Annotated in this window: 31 protein-coding genes; 20 read left to right on the top strand and 11 right to left on the bottom strand. The window is 68.4% G+C overall.

Features of this window, described 5'->3' with window-relative positions; all coding sequences use genetic code 11:
- Positions 1-36: 36 nt before the first annotated feature.
- The 4 genes from QM693_RS23090 (at position 37) to QM693_RS23075 (ending at position 1,611) form a co-directional block, all read left to right on the top strand.
- Entirely contained in the window at positions 37-267 is a 231-nt protein-coding gene (locus QM693_RS23090) for a PTS sugar transporter subunit IIB (RefSeq protein ID WP_005563039.1), read from the top strand.
- Positions 264-728 (top strand): PTS sugar transporter subunit IIA, encoded by a 465-nt coding sequence (locus tag QM693_RS23085; RefSeq protein ID WP_105422901.1) that lies wholly within the window; start codon positions 264-266, stop codon positions 726-728. The genes QM693_RS23090 and QM693_RS23085 overlap by 4 nt, the downstream gene beginning before the upstream one ends.
- Positions 729-905: 177 nt before the next feature.
- Positions 906-1,055 (top strand): hypothetical protein, encoded by a 150-nt coding sequence (locus tag QM693_RS23080; protein WP_167344014.1) that lies wholly within the window; start codon positions 906-908, stop codon positions 1,053-1,055.
- Between the two features lie 31 nt (positions 1,056-1,086).
- On the top strand, positions 1,087-1,611 hold the full coding sequence (locus QM693_RS23075) for a YceI family protein (protein WP_283353538.1): 525 nt from the start codon (positions 1,087-1,089) through the stop codon (positions 1,609-1,611).
- Between the two features lie 36 nt (positions 1,612-1,647).
- On the opposite strand, the gene QM693_RS23070 is transcribed toward QM693_RS23075, so the two are convergent.
- The 6 genes from QM693_RS23070 to QM693_RS23045 form a co-directional block, all read right to left on the bottom strand.
- Positions 1,648-2,391, bottom strand: coding sequence for a GntR family transcriptional regulator (locus QM693_RS23070; RefSeq protein WP_005265200.1), 744 nt, complete (start codon positions 2,389-2,391; stop codon positions 1,648-1,650).
- A gap of 113 nt (positions 2,392-2,504) precedes the next feature.
- Positions 2,505-2,984, bottom strand: coding sequence for a DUF1990 domain-containing protein (locus tag QM693_RS23065; protein ID WP_283335864.1), 480 nt, complete (start codon positions 2,982-2,984; stop codon positions 2,505-2,507).
- Positions 2,985-3,053: 69 nt separating this feature from the next.
- The gene (locus QM693_RS23060; RefSeq protein WP_283353537.1) at positions 3,054-3,485 is read right to left on the bottom strand and encodes a YkvA family protein; all 432 of its coding nucleotides are present in this window, start codon (positions 3,483-3,485) and stop codon (positions 3,054-3,056) included.
- A gap of 10 nt (positions 3,486-3,495) precedes the next feature.
- The gene (locus QM693_RS23055; protein WP_283335861.1) at positions 3,496-3,780 is read right to left on the bottom strand and encodes an AfsR/SARP family transcriptional regulator; all 285 of its coding nucleotides are present in this window, start codon (positions 3,778-3,780) and stop codon (positions 3,496-3,498) included.
- Positions 3,781-3,839: 59 nt separating this feature from the next.
- Positions 3,840-4,613 carry an SWIM zinc finger family protein gene (locus QM693_RS23050; RefSeq protein ID WP_105422892.1) on the bottom strand — a complete coding sequence of 258 codons (774 nt, stop codon included), beginning with the start codon at positions 4,611-4,613 and terminating at the stop codon, positions 3,840-3,842.
- Entirely contained in the window at positions 4,610-7,441 is a 2,832-nt protein-coding gene (locus tag QM693_RS23045; RefSeq protein ID WP_283353536.1) for a DEAD/DEAH box helicase, read from the bottom strand. The genes QM693_RS23050 and QM693_RS23045 overlap by 4 nt, the downstream gene beginning before the upstream one ends.
- A 362-nt stretch (positions 7,442-7,803) precedes the next feature.
- Here QM693_RS23045 and QM693_RS23040 point away from each other — a divergent pair, with 362 nt between their 5' ends.
- The 3 genes from QM693_RS23040 (at position 7,804) to QM693_RS23030 (ending at position 9,864) form a co-directional block, all read left to right on the top strand.
- The gene (locus QM693_RS23040; protein WP_283353559.1) at positions 7,804-8,706 is read left to right on the top strand and encodes an NADP-dependent oxidoreductase; all 903 of its coding nucleotides are present in this window, start codon (positions 7,804-7,806) and stop codon (positions 8,704-8,706) included.
- A gap of 71 nt (positions 8,707-8,777) precedes the next feature.
- The gene (locus QM693_RS23035) at positions 8,778-9,095 is read left to right on the top strand and encodes a hypothetical protein (RefSeq protein WP_037240073.1); all 318 of its coding nucleotides are present in this window, start codon (positions 8,778-8,780) and stop codon (positions 9,093-9,095) included.
- A gap of 64 nt (positions 9,096-9,159) precedes the next feature.
- Positions 9,160-9,864 carry an HNH endonuclease family protein gene (locus QM693_RS23030; protein ID WP_283353535.1) on the top strand — a complete coding sequence of 235 codons (705 nt, stop codon included), beginning with the start codon at positions 9,160-9,162 and terminating at the stop codon, positions 9,862-9,864.
- 20 nt (positions 9,865-9,884) lie between these two features.
- Here QM693_RS23030 and QM693_RS23025 read toward each other — a convergent pair whose 3' ends face one another.
- Positions 9,885-11,459: a molybdopterin-dependent oxidoreductase gene (locus QM693_RS23025; protein ID WP_283353534.1), complete on the bottom strand. Its 1,575-nt coding sequence runs from the start codon at positions 11,457-11,459 to the stop codon at positions 9,885-9,887.
- An 85-nt stretch (positions 11,460-11,544) separates the two neighbouring features.
- On the opposite strand from QM693_RS23025, the gene QM693_RS23020 reads away from it, so the two are divergent.
- From QM693_RS23020 to QM693_RS23000, 6 genes are all read left to right on the top strand, one after another.
- Positions 11,545-12,360, top strand: a complete 816-nt coding sequence (locus QM693_RS23020) for a shikimate 5-dehydrogenase (protein ID WP_280783668.1) — start codon at positions 11,545-11,547, stop codon at positions 12,358-12,360.
- Positions 12,305-12,598 carry a DUF6328 family protein gene (locus QM693_RS37660; RefSeq protein ID WP_349307517.1) on the top strand — a complete coding sequence of 98 codons (294 nt, stop codon included), beginning with the start codon at positions 12,305-12,307 and terminating at the stop codon, positions 12,596-12,598. The genes QM693_RS23020 and QM693_RS37660 overlap by 56 nt, the downstream gene beginning before the upstream one ends.
- A gap of 131 nt (positions 12,599-12,729) precedes the next feature.
- Positions 12,730-13,239: a 2-oxo-4-hydroxy-4-carboxy-5-ureidoimidazoline decarboxylase gene (gene uraD, locus QM693_RS23015; protein ID WP_280783670.1), complete on the top strand. Its 510-nt coding sequence runs from the start codon at positions 12,730-12,732 to the stop codon at positions 13,237-13,239.
- The gene (gene uraH / locus QM693_RS23010; RefSeq protein ID WP_280783671.1) at positions 13,236-13,580 is read left to right on the top strand and encodes a hydroxyisourate hydrolase; all 345 of its coding nucleotides are present in this window, start codon (positions 13,236-13,238) and stop codon (positions 13,578-13,580) included. Before uraD ends, uraH begins: the two co-directional genes overlap by 4 nt.
- 2 nt (positions 13,581-13,582) lie before the next feature.
- Entirely contained in the window at positions 13,583-14,476 is an 894-nt protein-coding gene (gene pucL, locus QM693_RS23005; RefSeq protein WP_280783672.1) for a factor-independent urate hydroxylase, read from the top strand.
- Positions 14,477-14,486: 10 nt separating this feature from the next.
- A complete protein-coding gene (locus QM693_RS23000; protein WP_283353533.1) occupies positions 14,487-15,920 on the top strand; it encodes a nucleobase:cation symporter-2 family protein in 1,434 nt (477 codons plus the stop codon).
- A gap of 41 nt (positions 15,921-15,961) precedes the next feature.
- Here the strand turns inward: QM693_RS23000 and QM693_RS22995 are convergent, their stop codons facing one another.
- The 3 genes from QM693_RS22995 to QM693_RS22985 form a co-directional block, all read right to left on the bottom strand.
- Positions 15,962-17,215 (bottom strand): cation:proton antiporter, encoded by a 1,254-nt coding sequence (locus QM693_RS22995; protein ID WP_280783674.1) that lies wholly within the window; start codon positions 17,213-17,215, stop codon positions 15,962-15,964.
- A gap of 96 nt (positions 17,216-17,311) precedes the next feature.
- Positions 17,312-17,821 carry an O-acetyl-ADP-ribose deacetylase gene (locus QM693_RS22990; RefSeq protein ID WP_283335846.1) on the bottom strand — a complete coding sequence of 170 codons (510 nt, stop codon included), beginning with the start codon at positions 17,819-17,821 and terminating at the stop codon, positions 17,312-17,314.
- A 7-nt stretch (positions 17,822-17,828) separates the two neighbouring features.
- Complete coding sequence (locus QM693_RS22985) at positions 17,829-19,019, bottom strand: benzoate/H(+) symporter BenE family transporter (RefSeq protein WP_283335845.1); 1,191 nt, start codon at positions 19,017-19,019, stop codon at positions 17,829-17,831.
- 22 nt (positions 19,020-19,041) lie between these two features.
- On the opposite strand from QM693_RS22985, the gene QM693_RS22980 reads away from it, so the two are divergent.
- Complete coding sequence (locus QM693_RS22980; RefSeq protein ID WP_283353532.1) at positions 19,042-19,539, top strand: acyl-CoA thioesterase; 498 nt, start codon at positions 19,042-19,044, stop codon at positions 19,537-19,539.
- Positions 19,540-19,561: 22 nt separating this feature from the next.
- On the opposite strand, the gene QM693_RS22975 is transcribed toward QM693_RS22980, so the two are convergent.
- Positions 19,562-20,590 (bottom strand): phosphotransferase family protein, encoded by a 1,029-nt coding sequence (locus QM693_RS22975; protein ID WP_283335843.1) that lies wholly within the window; start codon positions 20,588-20,590, stop codon positions 19,562-19,564.
- Positions 20,591-20,705: 115 nt separating this feature from the next.
- Between QM693_RS22975 and QM693_RS22970 the strand changes: the two genes are divergently transcribed.
- The 6 genes from QM693_RS22970 to QM693_RS22945 all read left to right on the top strand — a co-directional run bounded on the left by QM693_RS22970 (position 20,706) and on the right by QM693_RS22945 (position 26,597).
- Positions 20,706-21,074, top strand: a complete 369-nt coding sequence (locus QM693_RS22970) for a DoxX family protein (protein ID WP_283335842.1) — start codon at positions 20,706-20,708, stop codon at positions 21,072-21,074.
- A gap of 242 nt (positions 21,075-21,316) precedes the next feature.
- The gene (gene pdhA / locus QM693_RS22965; RefSeq protein ID WP_283335841.1) at positions 21,317-22,414 is read left to right on the top strand and encodes a pyruvate dehydrogenase (acetyl-transferring) E1 component subunit alpha; all 1,098 of its coding nucleotides are present in this window, start codon (positions 21,317-21,319) and stop codon (positions 22,412-22,414) included.
- Entirely contained in the window at positions 22,411-23,394 is a 984-nt protein-coding gene (locus tag QM693_RS22960) for an alpha-ketoacid dehydrogenase subunit beta (RefSeq protein WP_283335839.1), read from the top strand. Before pdhA ends, QM693_RS22960 begins: the two co-directional genes overlap by 4 nt.
- Before the next feature lie 29 nt (positions 23,395-23,423).
- Positions 23,424-24,668 carry a dihydrolipoamide acetyltransferase family protein gene (locus tag QM693_RS22955; protein ID WP_283353531.1) on the top strand — a complete coding sequence of 415 codons (1,245 nt, stop codon included), beginning with the start codon at positions 23,424-23,426 and terminating at the stop codon, positions 24,666-24,668.
- A 61-nt stretch (positions 24,669-24,729) separates the two neighbouring features.
- Positions 24,730-25,878 (top strand): MFS transporter, encoded by a 1,149-nt coding sequence (locus QM693_RS22950; protein WP_283353558.1) that lies wholly within the window; start codon positions 24,730-24,732, stop codon positions 25,876-25,878.
- An 86-nt stretch (positions 25,879-25,964) separates the two neighbouring features.
- Positions 25,965-26,597, top strand: a complete 633-nt coding sequence (locus QM693_RS22945; RefSeq protein ID WP_283353530.1) for a hypothetical protein — start codon at positions 25,965-25,967, stop codon at positions 26,595-26,597.
- The last annotated feature ends 46 nt before the right edge of the window (positions 26,598-26,643 follow it).

Here is a 26,643-nt window from a genome sequence, read left to right as displayed (position 1 = left end):
ACCTGCGGCTCGAACACGAACTACGAGGGAGAACCGATGTCCAAAGCGGACGCAATCATCAGCGGCCTCGGCGGTGCCGACAACATCGTCGAGATCGAGGCCTGCATCACCCGGCTGCGCACCGAGGTCAAGGACGGCGCCAAGGTCGACGAGGCCGCGCTCAAGGCCGCAGGCGCCCACGGCGTGTTGAAGGCGGGCAGCGTCGTCCAGGTCATCGTCGGCCCCGAGGCGGACACCCTGGCCGAGGACATCGAGGACATCCTGTGAGCCAGTCCGTGCAGGCTCCACTGCCCGGCCGCGTGCTCGCCCTGGCCGACGTGCCCGACCCCGTGTTCGCCGGACAGATGGTGGGTTCCGGAGTCGCGATCGAGCCGGCGCGTGACCGCGGCGCCCTCGACGTGCTCGCGCCGATCTCGGGCAAGATCCTCAAATTGCACCCGCACGCGTTCGTCATCCTCGGCTCGGCGGGCGGCGGTGTGCTGGTGCACCTGGGAATCGACACCGTGAAGCTGAAGGGCGAAGGGTTCACCCTGCTGGCAGCGGAAGGCGACGACGTCGACGCGGGCGACCCCGTGGTGCGGTTCGATCCGACCGAGATCGACGGCACCGGATACTCCGCCATCTGCCCGGTCGTCGTCATGGATTCCAAGCCGGATTCGGTGTCCACCGACACCATCGGGTCCGACGTGGCCACCGGCGACGCCCTGTTCGACTGGACGGCGCCGTAGAAACATCGACGTGGTGCGGGTCGGCAAGGAAGCGCCGGCCCGCACCCTTTTGTCCAGTGCCGGCTTGTCCAGTGCCGGCTTGTCCAGTGCCGGCGACCTGCTCGACTCTGTAACAGACCGGTCGGTCCGAACGATCAAGGTGCCGAGACGATATGCCGACAACAAGGAGCGAGAACTATGGGTTCGTCTGAGATTTTCACCGATCTGGTCGCCTGGGGTGCCGAGGGTTTTCTGAACGGAAACCCGGTGCAGTCGGCAGTGGGTGCTGTGCTGTTCCTGGGGCTGGGACTCTGGGACCTCGTCACGGGTGCACCCATCGTCATCTGACCGGCCAGACGCTCGACAACGGAGGTACACGATGACATCGCCCATGGAGTCCGTCCCCCAGCTGTCCACGCTCGTGGGGGCCTGGACATTGGACCCCGCTCGCACCTCGATCACTTTCCACACCAAGGCGTTATGGCTACTCCCGGTCACCGGGACCTTCCACGCCGTCGAGGGCGCCGGAACTGTCGGCGACGACGGACGTATCACCGGAACTCTGGTCGTCGACGCCACCTCCGTGAACACCGAGAACGCCACACGCGACAAGCATCTGCACTCCGCCGACTTTTTCGACGTCCAGAAGTACCCCACCGTCATCTTCACCGTGACAGACGCACGCCCCGCCGAACCGGGACACCTCCATCTCGACGGCGATCTGACCGTTCACGGCCAGACTCGACCACTCACCGTCCCGGCCCATGTCGTCGCCACGGAGGACACCGCGACGATCACCACCGAAGTGCACCTCGACCGCAGCAGCTGGGGCCTGACCTACACGAAAAAGGGCTCCCTGCTCGCCACCCGCGTCGTGATCAAGGCGCACTTCAGCAAATCCTGACGACGCGGACGGAACACCGCGGTCGAATTCGGTGGCTCAGACGCTGCGCTGAGCCCGCTCCCCCTGGACTTCCATCTGCAGTTGATAGCGATCGGACCGGTACCAGCTGCGGGTGTGCTCGACCGGTGTGGGACCGCTGAAGGACACCCGGTCGAAGTACATCACCGGGGCGCCCTTCTTGATGCCGAGCAACGTCGCGATCTCCTGGCTCGCCCCGTCGGCGCTCACGGTCTGCTCCGCCCGGTCGATCGGCATGCCGTACTTGTCGGCGGTCGCCCGGTAGATCGAGCCGGTGAGGTCGAGGTCCAGCAGGCCCGGAAGCAGTGCGGCGTTGAACCAGCCGTCGTCGACGCTGACCGGTTCGCCGTCCGCCAGCCGCAACCGTTTGACGTGATAGGCGCTGGTGTCCGGGGCGATGCGCAGCGCCTTCGCGGTGGCCTCCGGCGCCGCGTCCTCCTCGCTCTGGAGCACCACTGTCGTCGGCTTGTGCCCCTGCGCCCGCATCTCCTCCGTGAACGAGGCCAGGTGGAGTTTCGACTGCACCGGACGATGCGCCACGAACGTGCCCTTGCCACGCACCCGCACCAGGTGACCCTCGTTGACGAGCTGCCCGATCGCCTCACGAACCGTGATCCGACTGACGCCGTAGTCCTGCATCAGTTTTCGTTCACTCGTCATCAGGTCGCCGGGCTGAAGTTCCTTGGTGCACTTGTGCAGCAGGATGGCACGGAGTTGCTCGTGCTTCGGAATCACGCTGTCGCGTAGATGTACGGGCATCATTCCGGCGGCTCCAGCTCTGTCAGTGGTGGGACACATCGGATCAGGCAGTCGGACTGCAAAGGTCCCGTCCGGTCCGGTCCAACCACGAGAATACGTGATCCGGGCGCTCCGGCCTACCGTGCGGCCTCGGCCAACGCCTCCAGATACTTGCGCGTCATCACCCGCTGCACGACCCGGCCGGCGGGTCCACCGAGCCGGGTGAACCACCGATCCGGTGTGGAGAATGCCGAGATGGTGGCGAGCACGGTGCCGTCCGGCCGCTGTTCGACGACGAAGCTCTCCTCGCCGCGCTCGGGGTGGCCCGGCAGCGTCCCGTAGGCGAATCCCTTCCGGTTCGGTTCGTCGAGCACGTAGACGACGCGGCAGGAGAACGTCAGCCGGAACGGACCGATGCCCCATCGCAGTTCGACCGACGTGCCGGGCGCGGCCGTCGGAGCGTCGGCCCGTACGTCGAGCCCGGCGCCGCGGTGCATCCCCCAGGTACACAGGTGGGTGGCGGCTGCGTCGAATGCGTCTGCCCCGTAACCGATCACCTTCTGCTCCGTCAGGTGGTGATATCCCGCCGGGAAGGGAACATCGCGGCTCGCACCCACCTCGGGGTACGTGAACGCGGGCAGGTCGTCTCGGGAGGTACTGATGGCGGGATCCTCTCGGTCCGGACGTCACGAGCAGGTGGGAAGGCACGTTACCCGGCGCACGGTCTCGAGCCCGTCAGGGGTCCCCGGCCAGTGCCGCGCCACGACTTGCGGACCTGCGCGGCGAACCACCGAACGGAGCGTGAGGCCGATGATGATTACGTCGTCGGCGTATCCGATGACGGGGACGAAATCGGGTATCAGGTCGATCGGAACCGCGAGATAGGCAAGCAGCAGGACGAGCCGGACGCGCACACCCCGGGGCAGGTCCGGATCGGCGGCGAGCCGGCGCAGGAGACGGAGCAGGTCCGGCAGCACCCGGATCGCCTCCCCGATCCCGGTGCCGTCGGGTCTCGATCGCCACAGCACGAGCGCCAGTACCACCCAGACGGCCAGCAGGCCCGCTGCCGCGCCGATCAGGACGGGCCATGCCGCCGCCCACACCTGCCCCGCATCCATACGGCCGCGCCTATTGCTCCGACCGGACCGCGGGACGGATGTTCTGGTCCGCGAGCGCACCGTCCGATCCCAGGAGGCCACGGAGGTTGTGTAGTTCCCGCCGGAGGTTGGTGCGGGCCTGCTGCTCGCTCGATTCGGGCCAGAACAGCCCCGCGAGACGGGTCCTGGACTGAGCGAGACCGGCATGCAGCACGAGGTAGGCCAGCAACGCGATCGCCCGTGACGAGATGGGGCCGACCCTGACATCTTCCGGGTTCGATACGCGCTGTTCGCCGAGCAGGTAGACCGTCAACATGACTGACCAGCTCCCGGTCGCGGAACGAGGCGAGCTTCCGCGTCCTCATCATCGCACGGTCAGCGGAAGTGCTGGTACAGCGCTTTCAGCTCCCGGATCGCGGCGTCCACCGCACGCTCGTCCTCGCTGACCGATCGGATCGCCTTCCGCAACAGCAGCGGGTCGAGGTCGTCGATCGCCGCCCGGAAGTCGGCGTCGGGCAGGGCGGGCAGCGGGGACTCGTCACCGAACCAGTCGTCGACGTCCGCGTCGGAGGAGTCGCCGCCGACGCCGTCGATCAGCATGTCCAGGTCGACGCCCCGCAACGTCAGGATTTCGAGCGGGTTCTCGTCGATGCGTTCGGTGGTGAGGTACGCGACCGCCGCCGCATGCTTGCAGGGCCAGCCGTCGTCCGGGCAGGTGCAGTCGTAATTCAGCGCGGACGCCCCGGCGGGCAGCAGCAGGGGTCCGAGAACCTCCGGAACTCCGCCGCCCGCCAGCATCGCGAGACTGCCGGGTTGCCGACGCACCAGCGCGACGAGTTCCGCGACCTCCGCGTCGTCGAGGCGATCGATCGAGACGGTCGCGACGAACGGCTGGAGCTGACTGCCCTGGACCTCCCCCGTCACCATCCCAGCGGCGATCTCGAGCGAGATCACCTGACCGCTGCGCGCGTAGCTCCGCCCACGGCTCATCCGGCCCTTGTCGGCGACGAACTCGATGATGTCCACGAACTCGCGGCCCCACCAGGTGCGCCCGAACGATCCGCGCTGGGACCGTGCCTCCAGCCCGCCCGTCACCGGTCGACGCTTGCCGTACTGACCGAAGTGGGGCCCCGGTCGCCGATTCGTCATTCGCCCACCGCCTCGTCGCCGAGCCGGAGCAGTTCGCCCAGTTGTTCGGTGCTCATCTCCGTCACCCAGTTCTCGCCCGTCCCGACGGCGAGATCTGCCAGCTCCTGCTTGGTGGCGATCATCGCGTCGATCCGCTCCTCCAGGGTGCCGACGCACACGAGCTTGCGCACCTGCACGTCCCGCCGCTGACCGATCCGGAACGCCCGGTCCGTGGCCTGGTTCTCGACCGCCGGATTCCACCACCGGTCGAGGTGGACGACGTGATTGGCCGCGGTGAGGTTCAAACCCGTCCCGCCCGCCTTCAGCGAGAGCAACATGATCGGCGGCCCGTCGTCGCCCTGGAACGAGGCCACCATGTCGTCGCGTTTCTGCTTGGAGACGCCCCCGTGCAGAAACGGCACGGGAGTACCGAACCGCTCCGCGAGGTACGGGGTCACGAGGTCGCCGAATTCCCGGAACTGGGTGAACAGCAACGCCTTCTCGCCGTCCGCGACCACGGAATCCAGGATGTCCTCGACGAGCCCCAGCTTGCCGGAGCGGTGCTGTCCGCGCCGCATCACCGCCGACCCGTCGCGCAGGAAGTGCGCCGGGTGGTTGCACACCTGCTTCAGTTTCGTCAGGGCGGCGAGGACGGCGCCCTTGCGCTTCATCCCCTTCTTGTCCTTGATCTGCGCCATCATGTCGTCGACCACCGCCCGGTACAGCGCGGCCTGCTCCGCGGTGAGGTTGGCGCGGACCGTCATCTCGAACTTGTCCGGGAGGTCGGCGATGACCGCGGGATCGGTCTTGACCCGGCGCAGCACGAACGGCGACGTGACGGCGCGGAGCCGGGCGACGGCCGTCTGGTCCTGCTCCCGCTCGATCGGCACCACGAAACGCTTGCGGAACATCGCCTCCGAGCCCAGGATGCCCGAGTTCGCGAAGTCGAGGATCGAGCGCAGTTCGTCGAGGCGGTTCTCGACCGGAGTGCCCGTCAAAGCGACGCGGTGCGCCGCCGGAATGCTCCGCGCCGCCCGCGCCTGCGACGTCTTCGCGTTCTTGATGTGCTGCGCCTCGTCCAGAACGACACGCCGCCAGTCCTGCTCCTTCAGGTGCGCGACGTCGCGGGCCAGCAGCGCATACGTGGTGATCACCAGATCGCTCTGCGTCACGGCGGCGCTGAACTCCGCACCGCTCAGCCGCTGCGGGCCGTGGTGGACGAGCACCCGCAGCGAGGGCACGAAGCGTGCCGCCTCGCGCTGCCAGTTGCCGACCACCGACATCGGGCACACCAGCAAGGTGGGTGTCGCGGCATTCTCGTGTGCCAGCAGTGCCAGCAACTGCAGTGTCTTGCCGAGACCCATGTCGTCGGCGAGAACGGCCCCGAGGCCGAGGCGGCTCATGAAGACCAGCCAGTCGAGCCCCCGCTTCTGATACGGGCGCAGCGTCGCGTCCAAGCCGTCCGGGGTCGGCACGTCCTGCGGCTTCGTGTCGCCGTCCAGCAACGCGGCCGCCCAGCCGGTGGCCGTGACCTCCTCCACGGGGAGATCGGACAGATCGTCCGCGATCAGGTCCTTCAGCAGGTCCACGATGGCCCGGTCGCCGCTGGCGTGCCGCTCCGCCACGTAGCGCGCGGCGCGGGAGAGCACCTCCTGATCCGCCCGGACCCACTCACCGCGCAGCCGCACGAGATCGCTCTTGGAGTTGACCAGCCGATTCATCTCCGCGGCGGTGAGCACCGTGTCGCCGAGTGCCAGCTCCCAGTTGTACTGCACCAGCTGGTCTTTGCCGACGGCCCGGTTCTCCGCGCTCGCCGGAGTGCTCGGCGAGCTCACCCGCAGACGCATCGACGGCGACGCCACACTCCACGCCCGCGGCAGCAGCAGGCTGATGCCCTTCTCCTTCAACGCCACCGCACCGTGCCCCACGAGGTCGATGACCACGGCGGTGGGCAACATCAGGTCCAGGCTGTCGGGATCACTGGGAACATCCTGCAGTCGCGGGTAGGCGGCCACGGCCTCCGTCAGCTTGCGCACCCCGATCTGCAGGCGACTCGCCTCCGTGCGGTGCAGCGGAATCGGCACCGGCGCTTCGCCTTCCGGACGAAGACAGACCTCCAGTCGCCACAGCACCGTGTCCGGGTCCCAATCCCCCTCCACGTCCACGTCTTCCGGCTCGAGGAGCCGCAGCACCAGTTCGGGCTCGTCCACCTTGAGGCTGTCACGCCACCCGTCCAGCGAGCCCGACAGCTGGGCGGTGCCCTCGGCGAACTGGTCACCCCGCACGAGCGCGTCGATCAGCGGATGATCCACGTCGCTGCCGGAATCGTCCGGGTGCCTGCGTTCGAGGACACGGCGGGCGACGGGGTCGGTCAGCTCGGTGACCATGTCGTCGAGCACGGCCCGGGGGGTCGTGCCGTGACGCTGGACCGGCGGCATCGCGACGGCCAGCTCCGTGAGCCACGCACGCTGCCGTTCACCGCCGAGCAGCCGCCAGCGCGGCCACCAGCCGCCCTCCGCCCGGTGCACCTCGGGCACCACCCGCCCGGCCCGCGCCCACCGCTCGACACCGCGGGCGACGTGGGCGAGGTAGCGCAGATCCCCGGCGACCCGGGGGTCGCGGGCCGACACCGACAGCAGGAACTCCGTCGCGTCCGGCGGTGCGAGCGCGACCGCGGCCCACTCGAGCATCTCCGGCCCCGACGGCGTCGGCATCGGCACCTTCACGTGATGCCGGAACTTCCGTGCCAGCACCCGACCGACCGCATCCGTCGGCTCCTCGGTGGCCGGATTCCGGTCCTCCACCCACAGCATGAGACCCGAACCCGGTGTCCAGAGGCCGTGCAGCATGCACCCATCCAAGCAGGTGCGACCGACAGCGCGTGAAATCCCTGCTCGTGACATGTAACCCTCGACCATATTCCACCGATGAACGAGTTGGCGGCTGTCCACGCCGGTAACTCACCGGGATCGCTGCCGTACGTGATCGCAGTGATCGGAGGAAGACAAAATGGACATGGAACAGATCTTGGAAGTTCTCGTTCAACTCATCCAGGTTCTCGGACCGTTGATGGGTGGCGGCGGAGGCACAGGCTCCCTGGGTTCCCTGGGCGGCTGAGTTCTCACGAGAAGGGCCCGCCGACTCCACGTCGGCGGGCCTTCGTCGTGCCCGAATCCCGGCCCCGGTTCGTGATAGGACTGTGGGCGTGAGCATGGCATACGGCTTCAGCGAGTACGGCGGCCCCGAGACGCAGCAGTTCTTCGACGTCCCCGTTCCCTCCCCCGGCCCCGGACAGTTGCTGGTCGCCGTCCACGCGGCCGGCGTGAATCCCGCCGATTGGAAGGTGCGGGCGGGCACGCGCAAGGACACCGTCCCCGTCACCCTTCCCGCCGTTCTGGGCCGGGAGGTCGCCGGTGTGGTCGCGGATGTCGGCCCCCGGGTGACCGGCTTCGCGGTCGGCGACGCCGTGTTCGGCGCGACCTCCACCGGATTCGGCGGATACACCGAGTACACCCTGCTCAACACGGCCTCGGCGGCGCACAAGCCCGACCCGGTCTCGTTCGCGGACGCGGCCACGCTCCCCGTCGCGGCGGGAACCGCGTACGACGCGCTGACCACCCTGGACCTGGCGCCCGGCAGTCGGTTGCTCGTCGTCGGTGCGGGCGGCGGCGTGGGGGTGGCGGCGCTGCAGTTGGCCGCGGCGCGGGACGTCACGGTGATCGGCGTCGCGAGCGAGAGCAAGCGGGAGGTCGTCGAATCGCTCGGTGCCACCTGGGTGGCGTCCGGAGACGGACTGGCCGCACGCATACCCGGCCCGGTCGACGCCGTCTTCGACCTCGTCGGCGGTGACGCGCTCGCCGAGGCCGCGCGGGTGGTCGCGGATCCGGTGGCGATCATCAGCGTCGGCGACTCGCTCGCCGCGCGCGATCTCGGCGGCTCGGGAGTGGAACGGCGTCGAACGTCCGCGGTGTTCGCGGAGGTGGCCGCACTGGTGGCGGACGGGACCCTGGACCCGCGGGTCGCCCACCGATTCCCGTTCGCACACGCCGGTGACGCTCTCGCCATGGTCGAGTCCGGTCACACGAGCGGCAAGGTCGTGATCGAGTTCGGTTAGCAGGTCTGGCTTTCACCCGTTCCGAGGTAGATGCTGGAGAGACGTAACTGCCGGACACTCGGGAGTCGGTCATGAGCATCCTGATCCAGGTTCTCGAACAGGGGTACGCGCTCACCACTCCGTGGGAGCAACGGAAGTACGCCTTCGTCGATGCCACGCACATCGTGACGATTCGACTGGACGGACAGTCGGGCGTGTGGCTCGACGGGATGAAACACGGTGAGGCACACAGGCTTGCGGTCACCCCCACCCCCAGCGAGGCGATCTTCTTCCTCCTCCGCACCCTCGACCTGCTCGCCGAGTGCAGGCAGAGCGGAGGTTCCTGGGTGATCGGCCACGACGGCATGCACCTGTCATCGATCGCCGCTGTGCGCCTGCCCTTCACTTGACCTGTCGGGGGCCCGGTGCATACTCCCGGTGGTAGGGGGAGATGGGTCGAGCGCCGGGGGACGCATGAGACTTCTGTACGTGGCCGTGTGGCTGGCGGCGATCCTGGCGGTCTGCGGTTGCGGGGTGTCGCTTCTCGACCTCAGCGGTCCCGGCCCTGCGCCGGGCAGTCCGCCCCGCGCACACATCGAGGAGTTGCTCGGCCGGGTCACGACGGTCGAGTCCCGCCCGCACCCCGGCGGATACCAGCGCGGCTGCTCCGGCAAGGAGTTGTGTGTGTTCGGCCCGGCCTGGACCGACGACCAGGACGCCGCGGCGGGTCACGACGGGTGCGACACCCGCAACAACGTTCTCGCGCTCGATCTCCGCTCGGTGGCGTTCCGCGACGGCACCCGCGGTTGCGTGGTGCTGAGCGGCGTCCTCGCCGATCCGTATTCCGGCGAGGTGCTTCCATTCGACCGAGCCGACGCCAAAGCCGTTCAGATCGACCACGTCTACCCCTTGGCGGCGGCGTGGGACATGGGCGCGTCGACGTGGTCGCCCGAGCGTCGGCTCCGGTTCGCCAACGACGTCACGTTCAATCTGCTGGCCGTCAACGGTGCGGACAACCAGGACAAGGGCGACCAGACCCCGCAGGACTGGCTGCCACCGAATCCGGCGTACCACTGCTTCTACGCGGGCAAATACCTGTCGGTGGCGGTGGAGTACGGGCTTCCGGTGACGGTGGCGGACCGCGACGCGCTCGCCGAGGTGGCGGAGAAGTGTCCGTGAGCGCCTCAGGCGACGGTGCCTCAGGCCACGGTGAAGGACCGCGTGTGCCAGCCGGTGGCGCCACCCGGAATCGGCGGCGTCCGCTCCTCCACCTGAACGTTGCCGCCCAGATCCGTGGCCCGCACCTGGAGGGTGTGCAGGCCGGACGTGGCCTGCCACTCCCAGGTCCACTGCCGCCAGGTGTCGATGGTGTACTGCGGGGCGAGGGTCGCGGTCTGCCATTCGCCGTTGTCGACCCGCACCTCCACCTTCTCGATGCCGCGGTGCTGCGCCCACGCGGTTCCGGCGACGAGGACGGGTCCGGATGCGGTGGGCGCGAACGAGGCGGGCACGTCGATCCGCGACGCGGTCTTGATCGGACCCTTCGCGGACCATCCGCGTTGGGTCCAGTAGGCCTCCGCCTCGTCGAATCGCGTGAGTTCCCAATCCACCACCCATTTGGTGGCCGACACGTAGCCGTAGAGACCGGGAACGACCTGCCGCACCGGATAACCGTGCTCGAACGGCAACGGCTGACCGTTCATCGCCACCGCGAGAATCGCGTCGCGCCCGTCCCACAGGGCCTCGACCGGGGTGCCCGCCGTGAAGTCGTCGCTACTCGTGGACAGCAGCATGTCGGCACCGGGCTGCACGCCGGCCTCGTCGAGGATGTCCTTGATCGGGTAGCCGATCCACGTCGCGTTGCCGGCAAGGTTTCCGCCGACCTCGTTGGACACGCACGTCAGCGTGATCACCCGTTCGACGGGCGTCCTCGCGACCAGGTCGTCCCACGTCAGCGTGAGCTCGCGGTCGACCATGCCGTGGATGCGCAGTTGCCAGTCGTCCGTCGTCAACCGCGGGACCCGCAGTGCGGTGTCGATCCGGTAGAACTCCTCGTTCGACGTGACGAACGGGGTGGCTCCCGGCACGTCGACGTCGGTGCCGGGAGCGATCGGGGCCGCCCGGTCCGACACGTCGGGAAGGGCGAAGGCGCGGCGGTTGTCCAGAGCTCCCGCGGCCTGCTGCCCGAGGTACCGGCCGGCGGCTCCCGCGGCCGCGGCCGTCGCGGCGGCGGCCGCGGCCAACAGTAGAAAAGTCCGGCGCGGCAACCACGAATCCTCGGCATCGGAGTCCTCGGGCGCCCGCGCGGCGGTCGTCAGCACCCGCAGAACCGCGATGCCGGCGACGACTCCCACCACGGTCGGCAGCGCAAACATCCACGTGGCGCTGGGACGCTGGGTCGAGGCAAAGATTCCCACCAGCCCGAGAACCGCCAGGATCGCGCTGCCGAACGGGGCGCGGGGACGCTCGACGATGCCCGCTGTCGCAGCGAGGAGCACGATGAGGATCGTCATCCCGACGAACAGTGCGGGTTTGTCGTTGGTGCCGAACGTGTCGATCGCGAACTCGCGAGCCCAGGCAGGACTGCGGTCCACCGTCGTCGATCCGACCGCGTAGAACGGCGACGAGTTCGGGTCGATCAGCACCGACAGCAGTTCGCCCACCCCGAGCACGACTCCGGCGGCGATCACTCCGGCGAGCGCGCGGGAGAACAGGTGCCGCCGTCTCCGGGGCGTCCGCGCCGCCTCGTGCCGGTCACCGATCGTCGTAGTCATCGCAGCCCTGCTCCTTTGCCGTCGTCACCGTGTATTCGGAGCTGAGAACGCGCACGGATGGGAGCCCACTACTAGTATTTACCGGATGAACCAGCTCGACAAAGACACTCTTCTCTGCATCTCGCTCTCCGGCCGCCCGAGCAACATCGGCACCCGGTTTCACAATTATCTGTACGGCGAGCTGGGCCTCAATTTCGTCTACAAAGCGTTCACCACCAACGACCTCCAGGCTGCGGTCGGCGGCATCCGCGCGCTGGGCATTCGCGGCGCCGGTGTCTCCATGCCGTTCAAGGAGCAGATCATCGAGTACGTCGACGTGATGCACGAATCGGCGTCGGTCATCGAGTCCGTCAACACGGTGGTCAACGAGGACGGAGTGTTGCACGCCTACAACACCGACTACCAGGCCATCGCGAACCTGTTGCGCGACAACGCGTTGCCCCACTCGCTGTCCGTCGCGGTGGCCGGGAGCGGCGGAATGGCCAAAGCGGTGGTCGCCGCCGTGCGCGACTACGGCTTCACCGACGTCACGGTGGTCGCCCGCAACGAGACGACGGGCGGTGCCGTCGCGAAGCAGTACGGATTCGACTGGCAACCCGAACTCGGCGCGGCACGGCCGGGGCTCCTGATCAATGCCACCCCCGTCGGCATGGCGGGCGGTCCCGAAGCGGACGATCTGGCGTTCGAACTCGATGCGATCGATGCGGCGGAGGCCGTGTTCGATGTGGTTGCCATGCCCGCCGCGACGCCGCTGATCCGGGCCGCGGCCGAACGCCACAAGACCGTCATCACCGGCGCCGAGGTGATTGCACTGCAAGCGGCGGAGCAGTTCGTGCTCTACACCGGTGTCCGCCCGTCCCCCGAAGAGATCCGCAGGGCCTCCGAGTACTCACGGTCGTGAGGTGAGCACCGAGGAGTTCTTGCAACGGCTCACACGCAACTCGAGCGAGCTGCTGCAGGAACTCCGTGTCGCGCAGGCAGGCGTGCAGATCCCGTCCGCCTCCTCGCGGTCGCCTTCACCGGGACGGCATCCTGCGCAAGGCCGACCTGTTCGCGCCGGCTGTGAGGACCCGAACCCCGCATTTCGGCGCGACCGCGCCCGCGCACTGTTGTCCTACAACAGCTTTCGCGGGTCGTGATTCCAGCACGCCGCGGACCGCACTCGCATCCGAATCTGGATTAATTCAATTTTGGGTCTTGACATGAATTGTGACCCCTGTCACGCTTCTCTATACGGAATCATTATTTCGCATTGTGGAAGAAGGGTCGCATGGATCTCGATGCAGGACTCCAACGATTCAACGAGGCTTCACACTCCGAGGCAACGGAACTGGCGCGAATCTGCCTGGATATTCCCCGGTGGGCAGACGAACTCGTGTCCGCCCGGCCGTACACCGATCGCGCCTCACTTCTCACCGCCGCCAGGTCGGGCTCGGGACCGCTCTCCGCGGACGAGATCGAGCAAGCCCTCGCGCACCATCCCCGAATCGGTGAACCCCCGGGAGGCGACGACGCCCAGGCGCACCTGGCACGCTCGGAGCAGTCGAACGTCGATTCGTCCGATGCGGCGGCGCAGAAGCGGCTCACCGACGGCAACCGCGCCTACGAGGACAAGTTCGGCCGGGTCTTCCTCGTCCGCGCCGCCGGCCGCAGCACGTCCGACATCCTCACCGCACTCGACCGCCGGCTCCTCAACGACGAGGACAGCGAATTAGCCGTTGTCGCAGAGGAACTGCGCGACATCGCCGCACGTCGGCTCGCCGGGATGCTGGACGCATGAGCGAGATCAGCCAGGTCACCACCCACGTGCTGGATGCGGCCGAAGGCATGCCCGCGCGGGAGGTGCCGGTCACGCTGACGGTCCAGCGGCAGTCCGACTGGATCACCGTGGCCGAGGCCGTCACCGACGACGACGGACGCGTCACGACCCTGGGTCCCGCCCGACTCGAGCCGGGCACCTACCGGATCGTCTTCGACACCGGACGCTATTTCGCCTCGAAGGGACGTCCGGCGTTCTACCCCGACATCACCATCACGTTCGCGCTGACCGACAGCGAACAGCACTACCACGTACCAGTCCTTCTCAGCCCGTTCGCATACTCGACCTACCGAGGGAGCTAATCATGAGCAAGATCGTGCTCGGCCAGAACCAGTACGGCAAGGCAGAAGTCCGGTTGGTCAAGATCACCCGGGACACGAAGCGACACGAGATCGAAGACGTCACCGTGACGTCGCAACTGCGCGGCGACCTCGACGCGGTGCACACCGACGGCGACAACGCGCACGTCGTGGCCACGGACACCCAGAAGAACACGGTGTACGCGTTCGCCCGCGACGGCGTCGGCTCGATCGAGACGTTCGCCATGCGGCTCGGACAGCACTTCACGGGGGAATTCGAGTGGATCACCGGCGGCCGGTGGGAGATCGAGCAGTACTCGTGGGCGCGGATCCCGGTCGACGGCGAGGGCCACGACCATTCCTTCGTCCGATCGAGCGACGAACGGCGAAACACCGTGGTCACCATCGACGGCGATCGGACGTGGATCGTGTCCGGTCTCAGCAACATGGTGGTGTTGAAGTCGACGGGCTCGGAGTTCCGAGGCTACCCGAAGGACAAGTACACCACGCTGCAGGAGACGTCCGACCGGATCCTCGCGACGTCGGTGAGCGCCCGGTGGCGGTACCTCACCACCGACGTCGACTTCGACAAGACCTTCGAGAACGTGCGGGCAATCATGCTGGAGGCCTTCGCCACGACGCATTCGCTCGCGCTGCAGCAGTCCCTGTTCCAGATGGGTTCGGCGGTACTCGAGGCGCACCCCGAGATCGCCGAGGTGAAGTTCTCGATGCCGAACAAACACCACTTCCTCGTCGACCTGGAACCGTTCGGACTCGACAACCCCGGCGAGGTGTTCTTCGCGGCCGACCGCCCCTACGGGTTGATCGAGGCGACCGTCGAGCGCGAGGACGCTCCCGACGCCGGCCGCGCCTGGGATTCCGTTCCCGGATTCTGCTAGGAGCGCGGCGATGAAGCGGATCGGACACCGGGTTGCCGGAACTCCCGGACCCGAGGACGAGCGTTTGCCGCTCGGAAAGTCGTATGTCTACGGTTTGCAGCACATCCTGACGATGTACGGCGGCGTGATCGCGCCTCCCCTGATCGTCGGCGGCGCCGCCGGACTGACCGGCGTCGAGATCGGACTGCTCGTGTCGGCGGCTTTGTTCGTCAGCGGTGCGGCCACACTGCTGCAGACCCTCGGCGTTCCGTATTTCGGGGCAAAACTTCCCCTCGTTCAGGGCATTTCCTTTGCCTCGGTGTCCACGATGGTGGCGGTGGCCAGCGGTCCGGGCGGACTGCGCTCGGTGTTCGGAGCCATCATGGTCGCCGGTGCGATCGGGCTGTTGATCAGCCCGTTCTTCTGCAGGATCGTGCGCTACTTCCCGCCGGTCGTCACCGGATCGATCATCACGGTCATCGGCATCTCCCTCCTTCCGGTCGCGGTGCGCTGGGCGATGGGCGGCAACGCCAAGGCTCCGGACTGGGGGTCGATGTCCAATATCGGATTCGCCGGGTTCAGCCTGTTCATCGTGTTGCTGGTGAGCCGGCTGGTGCAGGGAACCCTGTCGCGGTTGTCGATCCTGATCGGCATCGTCGTGGGAACCCTGTTCGCCGCGCTGATCGGCAAGGCCGACTTCGGTGCCGTCGGAAAGGGCGCGATCTTCGAACTGCCGCAGGTGTTCTCGTTCGGCACTCCCCTGTTCCAGATCGGCGCGATCATCTCGATGACGGTGGTGATCCTCGTGATCATGACCGAGACGACGGCGGACATCCTGGCCGTCGGCGAGATCGTGGAAACGAAAGTCGACGCCCGCCGGGTGGGCGACGGTCTTCGCGCCGACATGCTCGCCACCACCGTGGCACCGGTGTTCGGCACGTTCCCGGCCAGCGCGTTCGCTCAGAACGTCGGGCTGGTCGCGATCACCGGAATCAAGAGCAGATACGTTGTCGCGGCCGGAGGTTCAGTTCTGTTCGCTCTCGGACTGTTCCCCGTCCTGGGGCGACTGGTGGCGTCCGTGCCGCTGCCCGTCCTCGGCGGTGCGGGGATCGTCCTCTTCGGTTCGGTGGCCGCGAGTGGAATCCGGACACTGTCCAAGGTGTCGTACGACGGCAACCTCAACCTGGTGATCGTTGCGGTGGCCCTCGGATTCGGGGTCATTCCGATCGCGGTGCCCGAGTTCTACGCGGCCTTCCCGGAATGGGTGCACATCGTCTTCGACTCGGGAATCAGCGCGGCCAGCATCGTCGCGGTGCTGCTCAACATCCTGTTCAACGAGATCAAGGCCGGCAACCGGCCCACTCCCTCGGTGGTCTCGGCGGCGCCGCCCGTCCTCGTCCACCCAGCCGAGGACTCGGAGCACCCGGCAGACACGGCGCGCACCTCCGCCGTGCGCAATGAGTAAACAGGCAGGCCACCCCCTGGTCGGGCGGTGCGGTCGCGACGCTACCGGTCCGCGACTGCACCGCCCTCCCTGCGAAGATCGAGCAGGCGCATCACCCGTGTCGCACTCACCCCGTGAACGAGGACGGAGAGGACGACGGTGAAGGCCACCGTCGACCACAACCATTTCTCGTCGTCCACGCCGGCTTCCGCAGCGGCGTAGGCGAGATAGTAGATCGATCCGATTCCGCGAACCCCGAAGAACGCGGTGACCCGGCGCTCGGGCCCGGACATTTCCTCGCAGCCCAGAAGCGAAAGCCATCCCACCATCGGCCGGATGACGAACACGAGGGCTGCCGCGACGAGAACCCCGCCCCACGTCAGTCCGGTCAGCAGACCGGAGGTGAGCGCCACCCCCAGCAGGAGCAGGACGGCGAGGGTGAGCACGTGTTCGAGTTGCTCGATCAGGCTGTGCATCTCGGCGTGGTAGTCGTGGGCCCGCTCCGTCCGACGGATCGCGACGGCGCAGGCGAAGACGGCGAGAAAGCCGTATCCCCCGGCCAGTTCGGTGAGTCCGTACACGGCGAACGTGGCGGCGAGCGCGAAGATCGGTTCGCTGCGTTCGGCGAGGCGCATGTGTGTGATCGGGAAGCGGAAGACCGCGCGGCCGAACAGATCACCGGCAATCCACCCCAGGGCCGCGCCGATGACGACCTTGCCGATCAGCTCCCAGGCCACCCACTGCACGATCCACTGCTCGATCGGTCCCTTGCCGATCATGAACAGCGCCAGATACACGAACGGGAAAGCGAGAGCGTCGTTGAGCCCGGCCTCCGAGGTGAGCGCGAACCGGACCTCGTCGTCCTCCCGATGGGACTCGCCGCCCGAGGTGGGACCCTCCACCTGCACGTCGGACGCCAGAACCGGGTCGGTGGGCGCGAGGACGGCCCCGAGCAGGATCGCGACGGCGGGGGTCAGTGCCGCCACCCACCAGCCGAGCAGCGCGACAGCGGCGATTCCGAGAGGCATCGCGATGAGCAGCAGGCGCCACGTCGAATTCCACGTCCGCCAGCCCAGAGGCCTGTCGATCGCCAGTCCCACACCCATCAGGGCGACGATGACGCAGGTTTCACTCAGGTGCTCCGTCACAGCCGGATGCAGTGCCGGCGACAGGGTGTCCGTGCCCGACTCGCCGAGCAGCAGGCCGCCGCCGGCTCCGACCGCCAGGACGATCAGCGGCGCCGAGACGGCACGGTCCTGGAACAGGCGCGGAACGGTGGCCGCCAGCAGAAGAGCCAGTCCTGCCGTGAGATACACGAAATCGGTGTTCAGCGCGGTCCACCGCCTCCGCGTGGGGAAGATCCAGTCCGGTCGCCTCCGGTTACCCCCGTGCGCGAATCCGAACCAGCGCTGTCACCCCACCTCACCCCGCAGCAGGGACGCCATTCGTGCGTCGAACGCCACGAACAGCACCCGGGGGATTTCGGCGTCCGACTCACGGACGGCACCGACCGCCTGCCGGACGGCGTCGTCCGCGGGCCAGCCGTACACCCCGGACGAGATCAGCGGGAACGCGACGGACTGCGCGCCGAGATCGGAGGCCACCGCCAGGCTGCTGGTGTAGGCGCTGCGCAGGGTGGCCGACCGATCGTCCGACGCGGAGTACACGGGGCCGACCGTGTGGATCACCCATCGGGCCGGCAACCGGCCCGCCGTCGTCGCGACCGCCTGCCCCGCCGGGAGCCCGTCCTGCAGTGTGGTGGCCCGCAACTGCCTGCATTCGGCGAGGATCTCGGGGCCACCGGCCCGGTGGATGGCGCCGTCCACGCCACCACCGCCGAGCAGACCGGAGTTGGCGGCGTTGACGATGGCGTCGACCTCGACCGTCGTGATGTCACCCTGCACTACCTCGATGGTGGTCATCACCCCATTATCGCCGCGAGCTCACCGCGACCCGCACGATCAGTCCGGCGACCAGCGCCCAGAACGCGGACCCGATGCCGAGGATGCTCACCCCCGACGCGGCGATCAGGAAGGTGACGACGGCGCCTTCCCGTTCGCGGACGTCGTCGAGGGCGGAGGCCAGTGCCCCGCCGAGGGTGCCGAGGAGCGCGAGACCGGCGACCGCCTCCACGACGCCCTCAGGTGCCGCGGCGATGAGCGTGGCCACCGCGGCGGAACAGGCGGCGAGCACCAGGTAGGCCCAGCCTGCCGTGAAGGCCGCGACCCAGCGCTTTCTGGGATCGGGGTGTGCGGACGGTGCGGCGGCGAGGGCGGCGCTGATGGCGGCGAGGTTGATGGCGTGTCCACCGGCGGGCGCGCCCACCAGGGTCCCGACTCCGGTCGCCAGCATGGCCGGCCGCCACGGCACCCGGTAGCCGAACGAATTCATGACGGCGGTCCCGGGGATGTTCTGGGACGCCATCGTCACGATGTACAGCGGGATCGCGATCCCGATCATCGCCTGCCACGTCCAGGCCGGTGCAGTGACGTCGAGTCTCGGCAGGAGCGCGCTGGTGTCCAGCCCGTCGCTGCCGGAGGCGAGACCGATCGCGATCACCACTGCGGCAGCCGCGAACGCGGCCGGCACCGCCCACCGCGGCGAGTACCGCTGCAGAACCAGCCACACGAGAATCACGGGTGCGACGGCCAGCGGAGCGTCACGCAGCGCCAGCACCGGCGCCAGGCACAGCGGCAGCAGCACCCCCGCGAGCATCGCCTGCGCCAACGCCGACGGGATGGCCGCGATGAGCCGTCCCAGCCGCGGCCACAGTCCCGTGAGGATCACCGCCGCCCCCACGACGACGAACGCCCCGACCGCGGCCGGCCAGCCGCCGCTCACCGTCCCCGCACCGGCGAGGAGAGCGGCGCCCGGCGTCGACCACGCCAGCGTGATCGGCATGCGGTAGTGCCGCGACATCCACAGCATGCCCAGCGCCTGCGTCACACACAACGCCAGCAGTCCCGACGCGGCCTGGGCGGAGTTCGCTCCCACCGCCGTCAGTCCGGTGAGTACGACCGCGAACGAACTGGTGAAGCCCACCAGGGCGGTGACGATTCCGGCGCTGATCGGCTGGGCGGCGGAATCGGGTGAGCGCACATCGCTGTCGGGCACAGACATAGGACGCGATTCTGCCCGACGCATGGTCCGGGGGATCCGTGGCATTAGGGTCGGCACGGTGAAACACGACGACGCCCCCGCACTGCCGACGGCCGCCGACTTCCCCGCCCTGTGGCCGGTGCCGACCCGTTGGGCCGACAACGACCACTACGGGCACGTCAACAACGTCACGTACTACTCGTACTTCGACACGGCCGTCAACGGCTGGCTGATCGCGACGACGGGCACCGACATCCGCGATCTGCCCGCCATCGGCGTGGTCGCCGAGACATCCTGCAAGTACGTCAGCGAGCTGACGTTCCCGGACCGTCTGCAGGTGGGGTTGTCCGTCGAGAAGCTGGGCACCCGGAGCATCGTGTATGCGCTCGCGATCTTCCGCGAGAACGACGACGCGCTCGAACTCGCGGCTCTCGGCCGTTTCGTGCACGTGTACGTGGACGCGAAGACCCGGCGACCGGTGCCGATTCCTGCCGAAATCCGGAGCGCTGCAACCCTTCTGGTGGCGCCGGACGCCGTCTGAACGTCCGGCACGACCAGGCGGTTCAGCGCAGTCCCTCGGCCTCCGCCGTGGCCACCGCCCGGGCGATGATGCCGTCGATCAGCGCGACCGTGGGCGCACCGGTCTCGGCCTTGTTCCGGGGGTCGTCGATCACCCGGCGCAGGACGCCTTCGGCGATGATCGCCAACTTCCACAACGCCAGCACGTGCCAGTACCCGACATGCGTGACATCGCGTTTCGTGTGGTGGACGTAGGCCTCCACGAGGTCGGCCCGGGTGGGAAATCCCTCCAGAGTGGAGGCAGGGAACGGTCCGGCGTCCTCGTCGCCCGCCTCGGGCCAGTAGGCCAGCAATGCGCCGACGTCGGCGAGGGGGTCGCCCAGCGTGCACAGTTCCCAGTCGACCACTGCGACCACCTCACCTTCCTCGGGCGAGGTGATGACGTTGCTCAGGTGAAAATCACCGTGCACCAACGACAGTTCGGTCTGCTCCGGCATGTTGCGCTCGAGGATGCCCGCCAGGTCCTCGATCGCCGGGACGTCGCGGGTGCGGGACTTCTCCCACTGATCCGTCCAGCGCTTCAACTGCCTTGCCGCGTACGGCTTGTGACTGGCCAGATCCTCCAGCCCGGCATCTCCGAGATCGACCGCATGGATCTTCGCGAGAGCCTTCGGCATCGCCAGTCCGACGGCATTCCGCTGTTCGGGTGTCAGCTTCTTCGCCACGCCGATACTGTCGATCACCACCCCCGCGACGTAACTCATCAGCACGAGCGGCGCGTCCGTGACCTCCGGATCGTCGGTGAGCCCGAGGATCTTCGGCACCGGAACGTCGGATCCCTGCAGAGAGGACAGAATCCGATGTTCGCGGACCACGTCGTGCGCCGACGCGAGCAGATGTCCGAGCGGTGGCCGCCGCAGCACCCACCGACCACCACCCGCGTCGCTGACCGCGTACGTGAGATTCGACTGACCGTTCCCGATCCTCTCGAAGCTCAGCGGCGCGATCGCTCCCACGCCGAGTCCGGCAATCCACGCAGAAACGGCATCTTCGTTCAGCCCCACAGCATTCACGCGCTCGATGCTAACCGCTCGGAAGCCCGATGCGGAGGGAACCGGTCCGCACCGCAGGTCGCGGCCCTAGGGTGGCAACAGTGAGGCCGATTCGGCCGGAACTGGAGGGACCGACGTGGAAGTTTTCCTCATCGTGTGCGGCGTGCTCCTCGCCGTGAGTGCCGTCGCCGTGAGCATTCCCAAGCTGAGACTGAAGGGAACCGCGTGGACGGGGTTGCAATCCCGGGGCCTGAGCGGGCAACAGGTCCGGCTGATCGGCGTGGCGGAACTCGCCGGGGGTGTCGGCGTTCTCGTCGGCCTCTACTGGACCCCACTGGGAGTGATCGCGGCGGTGGCGCTGCTGATTCTCCTCTTGTGCGCAATCGGCTTTCACGTCCGGCACGGCGACTACGGCAACCCCGACACCCGGGCCGTCGCGATGCCCGCGGTGTACCTCGCGGTGCTGGCCGTCCTCGCCTCGATCGGGTTCGTGTTCGCGGGGTGATCCGGGTCCTCGGACCCTTGCAGCAACAACCTGGCGTCGGCTGTGTCCGAATTGATCATTAGACGCAGCATGACACCTCTGGACCCCCCGAAACTGGGCATTCTGCCCGAAGCCGGCGGTGCCACTTGCGCACTTCGCGTTCCCGTGGATGCTGTGAAGTAGGACACACACTTGTCCTACCGCAGTACCCGTCTCCTACGAACCCACAAGGTTCACGGACTCGACAACGCGAGGTGACCCCGATGGTCGACAAGATTGCCTATCCGGTCCAGCTCATCCAGCCGGACGGCCGACGGGTCTTCAGACCCGACTACACGAGCCTGGTCCGCGACATCGGACCCGACCAACTGCGCGGCCTCTACGAGGACCTCGTGGTCGCGCGTCGGATGGATGTCGAAGCGGTCGCCCTGCAACGCCAGGGCGAACTGGGACTCTGGGCCCCCATGCTCGGGCAGGAAGCCGCACAGGTCGGCTCCGCCCGCGCCCTCCGCCCCGACGACTACGCGTTCATCAGCTACCGCGAACACGCCGTCGCCTACTGCCGGGGCGTGGACCCGGGGGTGATGACCCGCATGTGGCGGGGATGCGCCCATTCCGCATGGGATCCGAGTGCCGTGAACGTGACGAATCCCGCGATCGTCGTCGGCTCCCAGGGGCTGCACGCCACCGGCTACGCCATGGGCGCCCACCTGGACGGCGCGGAGATCGCGACGATCGCCTATTTCGGCGACGGCGCCACCAGTCAGGGCGACCTCGCCGAGGCCCTCGGCTTCTCGATGAGCTTCAACGCGCCGGTCGTATTCTTCTGCCAGAACAACCAGTTCGCGATCAGCGAACCGGTCCACCTGCAGAGTCCCGTCCCCATCGCGCAGCGCGCCGCCGGGTACGGCATGCCCGCCCTCCGAGTGGACGGCAACGACGTTCTCGCGGTCCTCGCGGTCACCCGCCAGGCCACTCAGCGGGCGCGCGAAGGCAGTGGGCCGACCTTCATCGAGGCCGTCACGTACCGGATGGGCCCCCACACCACGTCGGACGATCCCACCCGGTATCGGGCGGCAGCCGAGACCGAGGTCTGGAAGGCCCGCGACCCGATCGACCGGATGAGGCGCCTCCTCGACCGGGAGGGCCTGCTCGACGACACGTTCCTCGCCGGGGTGCAGGCCACCGCCGACGACGTCGCGGCGCGACTGCGGTCCGGGACCATCGGCGCTCCCGATCCGGAGCCGCTCGACCTGTTCGAGCACGTGTATTCCACCGACCACCCACTCATCGACGAGGAGCGCGAGCAGTACGCCGCGTACCTCGCGGGCTTCGCAGGCATCGAGGAGGCACTGTCATGACCACCACCACACTGTCGCTCGGCGCCGCACTCAACGCAGGCCTCCGGCGCGCCCTCGAACACGACCGCAAGGTCGTGATCATGGGTGAGGACGTCGGACGCCTCGGCGGGGTCTTCCGCGTCACCGACACCCTGCAGAAGGATTTCGGCGACAACCGGGTCATCGACACCCCCCTCGCCGAGTCCGGCATCATCGGCGCCGCGTTCGGCATGGCCCTGCGCGGCTACCGGCCCGTCTGCGAGATCCAGTTCGACGGCTTCGTCTACCCCGCGTTCGACCAGATCGTGTCCCAGGTGGCCAAGATTCACTACCGCACGCAGGGCCGGGTCACCGCGCCCCTCACGATCCGGATCCCGTACGGCGGCGGCATCGGCGCGGTCGAGCACCATTCGGAGTCGCCGGAGGCCTACTTCGCTCACACCGCCGGACTGCGCGTCGTGACTCCCAGCAACCCGGCGGACGCGTTCCACATGATCCAGCAGTCCGTCGCGGCGGACGACCCGGTGGTGTTCTTCGAACCGAAGCGGCGGTACTGGGACAAGGCCGAGTTCGACGTGGACGCCGAACCGGACCTGCCACTGCACCGGGCCCGGGTGACCAGGGAGGGCACGGACGCCACCGTCGTCGCGTACGGTTCCGTCGTGCCGACGGCCCTGTCGGCCGCGTCCATCGCCGCCGACGAGGGGCACTCCCTCGAGGTGATCGACCTGCGCTCCCTCGCGCCGATCGACTTCGACACCATCGAGGAGTCGGTTCGCAAGACCGGAAGACTCGTCGTCGCGCACGAGGCGTCGACGTTCCTCGGCCTGGGCGCGGAGATCGCCGCCCGCATTTCCGAGCGGTGCTTCTACCAGCTGGACGCGCCGGTCCTGAGGGTCGGCGGATTCGACGTTCCGTATCCCCCGGCGAAACTGGAACTGCACCATCTGCCGGACGCCGACCGCCTGCTCGACGCGGTCGATCGCAGCCTCGCGGCCTGATCGCACCCATCGGAGGAAGGAGCCGTCCGTTGGCGCAGGAATTCCGCCTACCCGATCTCGGTGAGGGGCTGACGGAGGCCGAGCTGGTCTCCTGGGCCGTCGAGGTGGGCCAGACGATCGAACTCAATCAGGTGATCGGAGAGGTCGAGACAGCGAAGGCGCTCGTCGAGTTGCCTTCGCCGTACGCGGGTGTCGTGGAGGAACTGCTGGTTCCGGCTGGCGCGACAGTGCCGGTCGGGACGCCGATCATCCGGATCGCGACGGATGCGGCCACCGAGGAACCTCCCGCGCGCACGCCCGTTCTGGTGGGGTACGGGCCCGAGGCCGCCGCCGAGAGCAAACGGGCCCGGCGGAAGCTGGTGGCCACTCCGGAGACCGGCACGTCCGGCCCGGACCGTCGGCGCCCCGACGCCTCGCCGGCAGCCCGGGCGGCCGCACGTGAACTCGGGGTCGAGCTCGCCGCTGTCGCGGGGACGGGGCCGTCCGGCGCCGTCACCCGGAACGACGTCGAATCCCACGCGGGTTCGGCCGGGCAGTCCGTGCCGTCGACGCCGGGCTCGCCGGAGCCGCCGGAGCGCGAGACCCGCACCCCGATCCGCAGCGTCCGGAAGCAGACCGCGGCGGCGATGGTCCGCAGCGCGTTCACCGCCCCGCACGTCACCGAATTCGTGACCGTCGACGTGACCCGGTCGGTGGAACTGCTCGACCGCCTGCGTGACCTCCCCGCTTTCGAGGGACTGTCGGTGACACCACTGAGCCTGGTCGCGAAGGCGATGATCGTCGCGCTGCGCGAGAACCCGAGCCTCAACGCCTCGTGGGACGAGGAGAACCAGGAGATCGTCACCAAGCACTACGTCAATCTCGGCATCGCCGCGGCCACGCCCCGCGGTCTGGTCGTCCCCAACATCAAGGAGGCGCAGTCGCTGAGCCTGCTCGAACTGTGCCGCGCGATCACCGAACTGACCGCGACCGCGCGCAGCGGCAGAGCCGAACCCGCGCAGCTGACCGGCGGCACCGTGTCGATCACCAACGTCGGAGTGTTCGGTGTCGACGCGGGCACACCCATCCTCAACCCCGGCGAATCGGCCATCCTCTGCCTGGGCAGCGTCACCAGGCGACCGTGGGTGCACGAGGACGAACTCGCGGTGCGGTGGGTCACCACCCTGAGCGTGTCGTTCGATCACCGGGTGGTCGACGGCGAGCAGGGGTCGAGGTTCCTGTCGTCCGTCGCGGCGATGCTGCACGATCCCGCCTCACTGCTCGCGCACCTCTGATCCTCGGTACGTTTGGTCGGTGAGCACTTCCCGAGCGTCCGCGGTCGACACGCGTCCACCAGTGACCGAGCCGCTCCGCCGGGCTCGTGCGGGAACGTTCGGGATCTTCGGGATCAACGGGTTCCTGCTCGGCATGTGGGTCGTGCACATTCCGGCGATCGAGGACCGGACCGGCATCAGCCACTCCACGCTGGGTTCGCTGCTGCTCCTGCTCGCGGTCGGCGCGATCGGCGGCATGCAGGTCAGCGGTCCACTGGCCGACCGGTTCGGCAGCAGGCGCATGGTGATCATCGCCGGACTCTTCCTGTCGGCCGCCACCGTGGGCCCGGGGCTGGCGTCCGCGGCCTGGCAACTCGGTCTCGCCCTGCTCGTGTTCGGCTTCGCCAACGGCGCACTGGACGTGTCGATGAACTCGCAGGCCGTCGAAGTCGAGCAGCGGTACGGACGGCCGATCATGTCGGCGTTCCACGCCCTGTTCTCCGTGGGCGGGGTGGCAGGATCGCTGCTCGGAGCGGCGACGCTCGCCGCCGGGTGGGCACCCGTGACGGCGTTGCTGGTCGCCGGGGCTGTCGGGGTCGTCACCGTCGCCGCGGGCTCGCGGTGGCTGATGGCGGACCGTCCCCGCTCTCGGCACGACACCGCTCCCGCCGAGAAGGCACAGGGCCGGCTGTCCACCCGGGTCCTCGCGCTCGGTGGCATCGCCTTCGTCCTCATGCTGTCGGAGGGGGTCGCGAACGACTGGAGCACCCTGCAGGTCAAGGAACACCTCGGAACGTCCGATTCCGTCGCCGCCCTCGCGTTCGGAGCCTTCTCCGTGATGATGACGGTGGGCCGGTTCACCGCGGACCGTGTGAGCGGCGCGCTCGGTCCCGTCGCCGTCGTCCGCTACGGCACCCTGATCGCCGCCCTGGGAATGCTGCTCGTCGTCGTCTCGGGGCTGCTCCCGCTCACCGTCCTGGGCTGGGCGCTGTTCGGCCTCGGGTTGTCGGGTTGCGTCCCCCAGATCTTCACCGCCGCGGGGAACCTCGGCGCGGGTTCCGCGGGCACCAACATGTCCCGGGTGGTCGGGCTGGGGTACGTCGGATTCCTCGCCGGCCCGGCCACCATCGGCTGGATCACCCAGGTGGTTCCGCTCACCGTCGCGATGGTGGTGCCCCTGGTCTGCGTGCTCGTGGCCGCCACGTTCGCGGGGACGGTCCGGCGCACCTGACACGCTCGCCGCACGAACAGGACCGTTCACCGACCTCACAGCGGCCTCTCATCGATCGTTCAGCGTCGGTTGGCACACTGTGTGTCGTGACCGAATCGACTAGCAGGCTGCGTCTCAGTCTTCGTCGCCTCGCCTTCGCCGCGGCGGGTGTGGCGGCACTGTGCGCGCTGTACCTCATCCGCCCCGAATCGTCGGGTCTCGTCCTCCCTGAGGCACTCCGACCCGTCGCCGATCCTGTGATCCAGGCGATCGACGTCACCACGGTGCTCGCAGCGACCGTCGTCCTCGCCATCGTCGCGGCGATGCGAAAACTTTCGTACGGCATGGGTGCGGTACTGCTGCTGTGTATCGGCGCGAATCTCACCAGCGCCGCAGTCCGGGCATGGGAATCGGATGCACCGTCGGTGCTCCTGCCGAGCGGACACGTCGTCGCCGTCACCGCGCTGTACGGTTCGGCGCTGCTGGTGTCGGCGCCGCGGTTTCGGCCCGTCATCGCGGGCCTGGGTTTCGCCGTCGTCCTCGGTGCCGCGGGGGCCGCCGCGCTGATCGAACCGATCGGCATCTTCGGCCTCGCGGCCGGCCTGATGATCTTGGCGATCTGGTGGGCGCTGGCGTCCACCCTGATGCTGTACTCCCCCGTCGCCGCCGAGCGTGAAGAGCGACGGCCCGACACCGCGGCCATCGCCTTCTCCCGGCACCGCGGCAGTCTGCGCCTCTGAGGCGCTTCGCGCCCGTGCGCCTTTCTGGTAGCTGGTGCTACGAAAA

Source organism: Rhodococcus sp. IEGM 1305, from assembly GCF_030058635.1.
Classification (GTDB): domain Bacteria; phylum Actinomycetota; class Actinomycetes; order Mycobacteriales; family Mycobacteriaceae; genus Rhodococcus_F; species Rhodococcus_F opacus_D.
Note: the sequence above shows the minus strand (reverse complement) of the source record. Positions and strands in the feature narration are given on the sequence as shown.

Coding starts and splice junctions, on each gene's coding strand:
- QM693_RS23025 (WP_283353534.1), bottom strand. CDS start 11,459: ATGACTACGACGATCGGTGACCGGCACGAGGCGGCGCGGACGCCCCGG.
- QM693_RS22980 (WP_283353532.1), top strand. CDS start 19,042: ATGGTCCGGGGGATCCGTGGCATTAGGGTCGGCACGGTGAAACACGAC.
- uraD (WP_280783670.1), top strand. CDS start 12,730: ATGGATCTCGATGCAGGACTCCAACGATTCAACGAGGCTTCACACTCC.
- QM693_RS23090 (WP_005563039.1), top strand. CDS start 37: ATGTCCAAAGCGGACGCAATCATCAGCGGCCTCGGCGGTGCCGACAAC.
- pucL (WP_280783672.1), top strand. CDS start 13,583: ATGAGCAAGATCGTGCTCGGCCAGAACCAGTACGGCAAGGCAGAAGTC.
- QM693_RS22990 (WP_283335846.1), bottom strand. CDS start 17,821: ATGACCACCATCGAGGTAGTGCAGGGTGACATCACGACGGTCGAGGTC.
- QM693_RS23030 (WP_283353535.1), top strand. CDS start 9,160: ATGAGACTTCTGTACGTGGCCGTGTGGCTGGCGGCGATCCTGGCGGTC.
- QM693_RS23080 (WP_167344014.1), top strand. CDS start 906: ATGGGTTCGTCTGAGATTTTCACCGATCTGGTCGCCTGGGGTGCCGAG.
- QM693_RS23035 (WP_037240073.1), top strand. CDS start 8,778: ATGAGCATCCTGATCCAGGTTCTCGAACAGGGGTACGCGCTCACCACT.
- pdhA (WP_283335841.1), top strand. CDS start 21,317: ATGGTCGACAAGATTGCCTATCCGGTCCAGCTCATCCAGCCGGACGGC.
- QM693_RS23020 (WP_280783668.1), top strand. CDS start 11,545: ATGAACCAGCTCGACAAAGACACTCTTCTCTGCATCTCGCTCTCCGGC.
- QM693_RS23040 (WP_283353559.1), top strand. CDS start 7,804: ATGGCATACGGCTTCAGCGAGTACGGCGGCCCCGAGACGCAGCAGTTC.
- uraH (WP_280783671.1), top strand. CDS start 13,236: ATGAGCGAGATCAGCCAGGTCACCACCCACGTGCTGGATGCGGCCGAA.
- QM693_RS23075 (WP_283353538.1), top strand. CDS start 1,087: ATGACATCGCCCATGGAGTCCGTCCCCCAGCTGTCCACGCTCGTGGGG.
- QM693_RS23070 (WP_005265200.1), bottom strand. CDS start 2,391: ATGATGCCCGTACATCTACGCGACAGCGTGATTCCGAAGCACGAGCAA.
- QM693_RS23050 (WP_105422892.1), bottom strand. CDS start 4,613: ATGACGAATCGGCGACCGGGGCCCCACTTCGGTCAGTACGGCAAGCGT.
- QM693_RS22985 (WP_283335845.1), bottom strand. CDS start 19,019: ATGTCTGTGCCCGACAGCGATGTGCGCTCACCCGATTCCGCCGCCCAG.
- QM693_RS22960 (WP_283335839.1), top strand. CDS start 22,411: ATGACCACCACCACACTGTCGCTCGGCGCCGCACTCAACGCAGGCCTC.
- QM693_RS23000 (WP_283353533.1), top strand. CDS start 14,487: ATGAAGCGGATCGGACACCGGGTTGCCGGAACTCCCGGACCCGAGGAC.
- QM693_RS23045 (WP_283353536.1), bottom strand. CDS start 7,441: ATGCTGCACGGCCTCTGGACACCGGGTTCGGGTCTCATGCTGTGGGTG.
- QM693_RS23060 (WP_283353537.1), bottom strand. CDS start 3,485: ATGGATGCGGGGCAGGTGTGGGCGGCGGCATGGCCCGTCCTGATCGGC.
- QM693_RS23055 (WP_283335861.1), bottom strand. CDS start 3,780: ATGTTGACGGTCTACCTGCTCGGCGAACAGCGCGTATCGAACCCGGAA.